Genomic DNA, 7,492 nt, shown 5'->3' with positions numbered 1-7,492 from the left:
AAAACGCTCGGCTGGAGAACTCCAGCCGAGCGCCTGCGTGATCTACTGGCAACCGCATAGGCCATCAGGTGTTGCGAGGACTACTAGAGACCACCGATCTCCGGGCGGGGGCGCTCGCGTTTGCGGGGGGTCGGGGCGCGGGCGTTCGGGACTCGGGCTGCCGGGGCCCGGGCCGCTCGGCATCGGGCCTGTTCAGCGGTCGGTCGCGCAGGGGTGCAGTGACCAGCGGGTACAGGACACCGGCCCCGTCGCGGCCGGACCGGGCGGGGGCAGCGCCTCCCCGGCGCGGGCGGCGGCCGGCAGCTCCCACGGGCGGGACCCGGGCGGCGGCGGGTCGACCACCACCGCTTCGACGCCCGGGGCCGTGCTGCACCAGAGGCTCACGATGCCCGTCGGCGGGGCGTCCGGCGCCGCGGGGACGGCGTCGTTCGGTGCCGAAGCACAGACGGCCGGGGCGGGCGGCACCCCGCCGGGCCGGAACAGCTCGCGCGGTCCGCCACCGGCCAGTGTCGCCACCGCCGCCCCGGCGACCGCCACCGTGATCAGCGCCGCCGCCCCCGTCCGGGTCGCGTTGGCCAGTCCGTACCGGGCCCGCAGCACCGGCACCGGCGGCCGGTGCGGCTCCGGGCAGCCGCGGACCGCCGCCCGGTGCAGCAGCCCGCTGAGCCGGTCCGCGAAGCCGTCCGCCGTCGGGTCCGGCCCGGCCAGCTCCGGCACCCATTGCGCCAGCGCCGCTCGGGCGGCCCAGACCCGGCCCTCGGCGGCCGCCATCGTGGACTCCACCTCGACGGCCACCGCGGCTGCGGGCAGCCCCAGGCCGTCGTGCAGCACCAGGGCCCGGCGCTGCGGGCGGGAGAGGCGTTTGAGCGCCTTGAGCAGCGCGCGGTCCCGGTCGGTCAGCCGGTCGTGGTCCGGCAGCACCGCCTGCGACTCGTCGGCCGGGCGGACCTTGATCCGGCGGTGCGGCAGCCGCCAGGCGTGCGCCCGGCGCGGGCCGCCCCGGTGCCACGGTGACAGCGCCGCCTCGCAGGCCCGCGCCCGTACCCAGCCCTCCGGGTCGGGCTCGGCGGCCACCTCGTCCCACTGCCGCCGGGCCTCGCCGAACGCCCGCTGGACGCAGTGCACGGCGCGGTGCTTGCACGCGGTGAGGAGGAAGACCTGCTGCACGAGGCGGGTGTGGGCGGTCTCGTAGAGCTCTCCGAAGGCGAGGGTGGCCGCGTCGGCCGTCTCCGGGCGGGTGTCCTTCCGGGGCACGGGTGCGGGCGCGGGTGCGGGCACCGGCCCGGGCCGGCCGGGGTCCGTGCGCTGCGGTCCGCCGTCGGCGACTCCGGGCCGGCGGGCCGGGGCGGGTGCCGGGGCGGGGGCCTTCCGGTGGCCGTTCAGCGGGGCCGGCTTCCCGCCCTGTGGCGGACGGCGGCCGGCGGGTGCTGCGGAGGGGGCTTCGGCGGAAGCTCCGGATGGGGCCTGAGGCGTCCGGCGCGGTCCGCCGGCGGGGGTGGCGACGCCGGGGGGTGCGGCGGGCGGCGTGGCGTCGGCAGCTCCGGGGTGGCTGTTGACTGCGGCCGGTTTCTCGCGCTGCGGGCGGCGGTGCGCCGTGGCCTCCTCGGCACCCCTCGGCTGACCGTCCGACAGGCCCGGCGCCCCGGGTCGGGGGGAGCGGCGGCCGTCGGGGGCTGCCGTAGGCGCCGGGGTCTCCCGCCGGGCCGGAGCGGGGGGTGCGGCAGCGGCCTTCGGATGACCGTTCGGCGGGGCCGGCTTCCCCTGGTCCCGCTGGGCCCGCCGGCGGTCGGCGGCGCCTGGAGTCGGAGCCGGGGCCGGGCCCGGGGCCTCGGCGGTGTCCGGCCGGGGGGCGGCCTTCCCGCCCCGGGCGGGCTCGGACGGGGTCTTCGGCGCGGGGCCCCGCCCGCGGGCCGGCGTACCGGGTGCCGCTCGGACGGCCTCGGGAGCGGTCTGAGCGGGGCTCAGCAGAGCGGCGAAGGCGGAGACCTCGGTGCGGGTCCGCGTGCCGAGCTTGCGCATGGCGCGGTGCTGGTAGCTGCGCGCGGTGGCCGGGGTGACACCGAGCGCGGCCGCCGACTCGGCGAGGTCCCGGCCGGCCGCGAGGTGGGCCAGGGCCTGGGCTTCACGCGGTGTCAGCTGTCGGAGCAACCGGGCCACCTCCTCCTGGCCGCCGGAGGGGCCGCGGGAGGGGCCGCCGGCTGCCCCGGCCCGCGTCGCCTTGGTGTTCTTGGCGGCCCGGCCGCGTCCGGCCCGGCCCTTTCCGGAACGGCCCTGCGGCGGGGGCTCGTCGGTCGTGGGGGCGCCGGTGGGGCGCGCGGCGTTTTTCGGCGGCGTGGCCATCAGACGCTCCGAGCCGGAGTGGGGGCGGCGAGAGGGCAGGGTCTGAAAATGCGCATAAGCCAATAATCTGGGACACGACGGTGGTTTGCCTCTTCACGGAGCATGGCGAGTCGCCTTGGCACCATGAGGCGCATGACGCAGCTGATGGGCCGTCCGATCGTGGAAGTGCCGGGGGAGCTGGGCGCCAGGCCCGTCCTGGCCGACGTGCTCACCGGGGTGCGGACGGCGCTGCTCGGCCTGGCGGTGGTCGCGGTGCCGGTGCTCGGGCTCTGGGTGGTGACCCCGTTCGCGGACGACGGTGCGGCCGGCGCCGTCCGGCTGGCGGGCGCGCTCTGGCTGCTCGGGCACGGCGCGCCGGTGCTGCGCGGCGCCGCGGACGCCCCGCTGACCGTCACTCCGCTGCTGCTCGGCCTGCTGGCGGTGGCGCAGCTGTACCGGGCGGGCGCCCGGGTGGCGGCCCGGCGTGGTCCGCGGCCGCGCTGGAGCGGCCCGCCGGCGGTGTGGTGCGGCTACTGCGCGGTGGCGGTGGCGGTGGTGGCGCACTGTTCGGGCGCCGGGCTGTTCCGCGCGCGGGTGCTGCCGGACGTGCTGGTGGTGACGGTGCTGGCCGCGGCCGCGACGGCGGCCGGTGCGCGGACGGCGCGGCGCGCGGGGGGCGGCCACGGACTCTCGGGGGTGCGCCGGCCGGCGTCCCGGTGGCGGGTGCCGGCCCGGGTCCCGGCCTGGGCCCGGCCCGACGGGGGAGCGGCGGCGGTCCGCACGGCGGCGCTGGCGGCCGGGGCGGGGCTGGTGGCGTCGGGTGCGGCGGTGCTGGCCGTGGCGGCGGTGGTGGACGCGGTGGACGGCAGCGGTCAGGCGATGGCGGCGCTCGGCCGGGGCCCGGCCGCGGTGGCCGGGTTGGTGCTGCTCAGTGTGGCGCTGCTGCCGAACGCGGTGCTCTGGGGCGCGGCGTACGCGCTGGGCCCGGGGTTCGCGGTGGGGGAGGGGACTGCGGTGGCGCCGCGCGGGACGGTGCTGGGGCCGGTGCCGGATTTCCCGCTGTTCGCGCTGGTGGCGGAGCCGGGCGCGGGTGGCTGGCGGCTGGTCGCGTGTCTGCTGCCGGCGCTGGCCGGGGTGGCCCCGGCCCTGTTGCTGGGCCGGGCGGCGGCCGAGGGGGCGACGCGTCCGGGCACTCGGGCCCCGGACGGCCGGCCCTCCGGGGCGGGCGCCCCGTGGCACCCGGTGGCGACGGGCGTCGCCGTGCTGGCGGCGGCGCTGTTGACCGGGGCGGCGGCCGCGGTGCTCGGCTGGCTCTCCGGCGGCGCGCTGGCGGGCGGCCGGATGGCGCAGCTCGGGCCGGTGCCGTGGTGGACGGGCCTGGCGGCGGCGGGGTGGGTCGCGGCGGTGGCGGTGCCGGGCGCGCTGCTGGTGCGGGCCCGAGCACTCGGCCGGCCGTGGGGCGGGCTGCTGGGCGGGGCGTTGGTCCGGCCCACCGGCCGGGGCGTCGTAGAGGGCGGCGTCATCGAGGGCGGCACCGCCGAGGGCGGCGTCACCGATGGCCGGAGCGGCACCGAAGAGCCGGAGGCCCACATGCCCACCGGGGCCGGCACCGCACGCGCCGACATCGCGCTCGTCCGCACCGCACGCGCCGGCACCGCACGCGCCGGCACCGCACGCGCCGGCATCGCGCTCGTCCGCATCGCACGCGTCGGTACGGCGCTCGCCGGCCGCACGCGCCGGGCCGCACTGCTGCTGCGCGTCCGCGCCTACGCGGTGGTGCTGCGGCTGGGCACGCCCGCCGACGGGGCGGGCGGAACGGACGGCGACGGCGGGGCGGGCGCAACGGAGGGCGCCGACGGCGCCGTCTCCGCCCCCGGTCCCGGGAACTGACCGGCCCGCCCTACCCGCCGGGGGCGGCTACTCGCTCTTGGTCGTGATGTCCACGTACCACTTCGGCGCCAGCCGGTCGCAGTTGTCCGCACCGGTGGTGGTGAGCGAGTCCCGGACGCAGGTGACGTAGTCGTTGTAGTACAGGCTCAGCCCGATCACCGAGGAGACGAAGACCAGGGTCATCGCGCCGGTGAGGATCCCGGCGAGCGCCGCCGGGGTGAGCGGGTTGGGTGCGCCGGCCTCGGTGGTGACGGCGGGTGTCACGACGGCGGAGGGCGCGGCCGGCTTGGGCGTGCGCATCGCGCCGACGCCCCAGACGATGGCGAGCGCGCCGACGAACAGGGCGACGTAGTGCAGCGCGGCGAACGCGCAGACCAGCGATGCCATGCCCGCAAGGGCCGCGTTGCGGGCCTTGCGCTGCGCCGGGTCGCTCGGGTCGAGCTTGGGCGGCTGCGGGGCCGGCGGCCGGGGGTGCCAGCCGCCGCCCTGGTAGCCGGGGCTCCACGGGTGCGGCGGGGGGACGTGCGGGCGCTCGTCCTGGCCGCCGTCACCGTCCGGCGCGTCCGAGCCCTCGGCGGGCCCGGGGTTGCGCGGCCGCCACGGCTGGTCCGGGGCATCCGCCGGCGGCGGCGCGAAGGGGTTGCGCTCGCCGGTGTCGTCACCGCTGCTCATGGTTCAGCCATTCCTTCTCGGTCGGTGGGGCGGACGCCCGCGCCACCCTATGATCCCGCAGTCGCCCGCGGGCACCCCTGCGACCGGGGCGGCCGGCCGGGTGCGGGTTCCGGCGGGCCGAGGAGATCCCCGTCTCAACTACGCGCGTAGCGCCACCGGGCCGTTTCAGAGGCCGTCCGACCTGCCGTTATCGTGGTGACGGTCAGCAGCTCACAGAGGTTCCCGGGGCCCGCGTCGCGGCGGGTTCTCCTGATGTTCCCCCTTGCTCGACCTGCCGTTCGTAGTGGCCCCACCACCGGTGGACGTACCAGCGGGCGGCGCCCCGACCTACGGAGAATCGCGCAGTGGCCGCCGCCCCCGCCCAGCTCTTCCCGCCCCGCACGCCCGGACCGGCCCGCCTGGTGGTGCTGGTCTCCGGCTCCGGCACCAACCTGCAGGCGCTGATCGACGCCGCCGCCGACCCGGCCTTCGGCGCCGAGATCGTCGCCGTCGGTGCCGACCGCGACGGGATCGCCGGCCTGGAGCGCGCCGAGCGCGCCGGCCTGCCGGTCTTCGTGCACCGGGTGAAGGACTTCCCCGACCGGGCCGGCTGGGACGGCGCGCTGACCGCCTCCGTCGCCGCGTACGAGCCGGACCTCGTGGTCACGGCCGGCTTCATGAAGATCCTCGGTCCCGGCTTCATCGAAGCCTTCTCCGGGCGGATCGTCAACACCCACCCCGCACTGCTGCCCGCCTTCCCCGGCGCCCACGGCGTCACCGACGCGCTCGCGTACGGGGTCAAGGTCACCGGCTGCACCGTCCACCTGGTCGACGCCGGTGTGGACACCGGGCCGATCATCGCGCAGGGCGTCGTCGAGGTCGCCGACGCCGATCACGCCGATGGCGGCGAAGCGCTGCACGAGCGCATCAAGACAGTCGAGCGCAAGCTGCTCGTCGACATCGTGGGCCGGCTGGCCCGCGAAGGTCACCGCATCGAGGACCGAAAGGTATGGATCCCGGCATGAGTGCCAGCTCCACCACCCCCCCTGTCTCCGAGAACGTCCGTCCGATCCGTCGCGCGCTGATCAGCGTGTACGACAAGACCGGTCTGGAGGAGCTGGCCCAGGGCCTGCACGCCGCCGGGGTCGCCATCGTCTCCACCGGCTCCACCGCCGGCCGGATCGCCGCCGCCGGCGTGCCGGTGACCGAGGTCTCCGAGCTGACCGGCTTCCCGGAGTGCCTGGACGGGCGCGTGAAGACGCTGCACCCCCGTGTGCACGCCGGCGTGCTCGCCGACCTGCGCCTGGAGTCGCACCGCGCGCAGCTGGCCGAGCTGGGCGTCGAGCCCTTCGACCTGGTCGTCGTGAACCTCTACCCGTTCAAGGCCACCGTCGCCTCCGGCGCCACCCCCGACGAGTGCGTCGAGCAGATCGACATCGGCGGCCCGAGCATGGTCCGCGCCGCCGCCAAGAACCACCCGTCGGTCGCCGTCGTGGTCGACCCGGCCCGCTACGGCGACGTGCTGAAGGCCGCTCAGGAGGGCGGCTTCGACCTGGCCACCCGCAAGCGCCTGGCCGGCGCCGCGTTCGCGCACACCGCCGCGTACGACGTCGCGGTCGCCTCCTGGTTCGAGGCCGGCTACGCGCCCAGCGACGAGCGCTTCCCCGAGTTCCTCGGCGCCACCTGGGAGCGGCAGAACGTGCTGCGCTACGGCGAGAACCCGCACCAGGGCGCCGCGCTGTACGTGGACGGCACCGGTGGCCTGGCCGGCGCCGAGCAGCTGCACGGCAAGGAGATGTCGTACAACAACTACGTCGACACCGATGCCGCCCGCCGCGCCGCCTACGACCACGCCGAGCCGGCCGTCGCGATCATCAAGCACGCCAACCCGTGCGGCATCGGGACCGGTGCGGACGTCGCCGAGGCGCACCGCAAGGCGCACGAGTGCGACCCGGTCTCCGCGTACGGCGGCGTGATCGCGGTCAACCGCCCGGTCACCGTCGAGCTGGCCGAGCAGATCGCGCCGATCTTCACCGAGGTCGTGGTGGCCCCGGGTTACGAGGAGGGCGCCGTCGAGGTGCTCGCCCGCAAGAAGAATCTGCGCGTGCTGCTCGCCCCCGAGGCGCCGGCCAACCGCCAGGAGGTGCGCCCGATCTCCGGCGGCGTGCTGCTCCAGGAGACCGACCGGGTGCACGCCGAGGGCGACGACCCGGCGACCTGGACGCTGGCCACCGGTGAGGCGCTCGGCGAGGCCGAGCTGGCCGAGCTGGCCTTCGCCTGGCGGGCCTGCCGGGCCGTCAAGTCCAACGCGATCCTGCTGGCCAAGGACGGCGCCTCGGTCGGCGTCGGCATGGGCCAGGTCAACCGGGTCGACTCCTGCAAGCTCGCGGTCGAGCGGGCCGGCGAGCGGGCCAAGGGCTCGTACGCGGCCTCCGACGCGTTCTTCCCGTTCGCGGACGGGCCGGCGATCCTGATCGCCGCCGGCGTCAGGGCCATCGTCCAGCCCGGCGGTTCGATCCGCGACGAAGAGGTGATCGCGGCCGCCGCCGAGGCCGGCGTGACCATGTACCTCACCGGCACCCGTCACTTCTTCCACTGATGACGGTGTGACAGACGGAGCGGCCCGGCTCCC

At 77.3% G+C, this 7,492-nt stretch carries 5 protein-coding genes; 3 read left to right on the top strand and 2 right to left on the bottom strand.

Features of this window, described 5'->3' with window-relative positions; translation table 11 throughout:
* Positions 1-192: 192 nt before the first annotated feature.
* Positions 193-2,340: a LuxR C-terminal-related transcriptional regulator gene (locus tag ACZ5WK_RS27520; RefSeq protein ID WP_465551089.1), complete on the bottom strand. Its 2,148-nt coding sequence runs from the start codon at positions 2,338-2,340 to the stop codon at positions 193-195.
* 132 nt (positions 2,341-2,472) lie between these two features.
* Here ACZ5WK_RS27520 and ACZ5WK_RS27515 point away from each other — a divergent pair, with 132 nt between their 5' ends.
* Complete coding sequence (locus ACZ5WK_RS27515; RefSeq protein ID WP_465551087.1) at positions 2,473-4,209, top strand: cell division protein PerM; 1,737 nt, start codon at positions 2,473-2,475, stop codon at positions 4,207-4,209.
* Between the two features lie 27 nt (positions 4,210-4,236).
* Here ACZ5WK_RS27515 and ACZ5WK_RS27510 read toward each other — a convergent pair whose 3' ends face one another.
* Positions 4,237-4,881 (bottom strand): hypothetical protein, encoded by a 645-nt coding sequence (locus ACZ5WK_RS27510; RefSeq protein ID WP_465551085.1) that lies wholly within the window; start codon positions 4,879-4,881, stop codon positions 4,237-4,239.
* Positions 4,882-5,225: 344 nt separating this feature from the next.
* On the opposite strand from ACZ5WK_RS27510, the gene purN reads away from it, so the two are divergent.
* Positions 5,226-5,885: a phosphoribosylglycinamide formyltransferase gene (gene purN, locus ACZ5WK_RS27505; protein WP_465551083.1), complete on the top strand. Its 660-nt coding sequence runs from the start codon at positions 5,226-5,228 to the stop codon at positions 5,883-5,885.
* The gene (gene purH / locus ACZ5WK_RS27500) at positions 5,882-7,459 is read left to right on the top strand and encodes a bifunctional phosphoribosylaminoimidazolecarboxamide formyltransferase/IMP cyclohydrolase (protein WP_465551081.1); all 1,578 of its coding nucleotides are present in this window, start codon (positions 5,882-5,884) and stop codon (positions 7,457-7,459) included. The genes purN and purH overlap by 4 nt, the downstream gene beginning before the upstream one ends.
* Positions 7,460-7,492 lie beyond the last annotated feature (33 nt).

It is taken from the genome of Kitasatospora sp. NPDC032757, from assembly GCF_055579305.1.
This window is presented reverse-complemented; position numbering and strand designations above follow the sequence as displayed.

Bases quoted from the DNA above. Each gene is read 5' to 3' on its own strand.
- ACZ5WK_RS27510 (WP_465551085.1), bottom strand. From the start codon at position 4,881: ATGAGCAGCGGTGACGACACCGGCGAGCGCAACCCCTTCGCGCCGCCG.
- ACZ5WK_RS27520 (WP_465551089.1), bottom strand. From the start codon at position 2,340: ATGGCCACGCCGCCGAAAAACGCCGCGCGCCCCACCGGCGCCCCCACG.
- purH (WP_465551081.1), top strand. From the start codon at position 5,882: ATGAGTGCCAGCTCCACCACCCCCCCTGTCTCCGAGAACGTCCGTCCG.
- ACZ5WK_RS27515 (WP_465551087.1), top strand. From the start codon at position 2,473: ATGACGCAGCTGATGGGCCGTCCGATCGTGGAAGTGCCGGGGGAGCTG.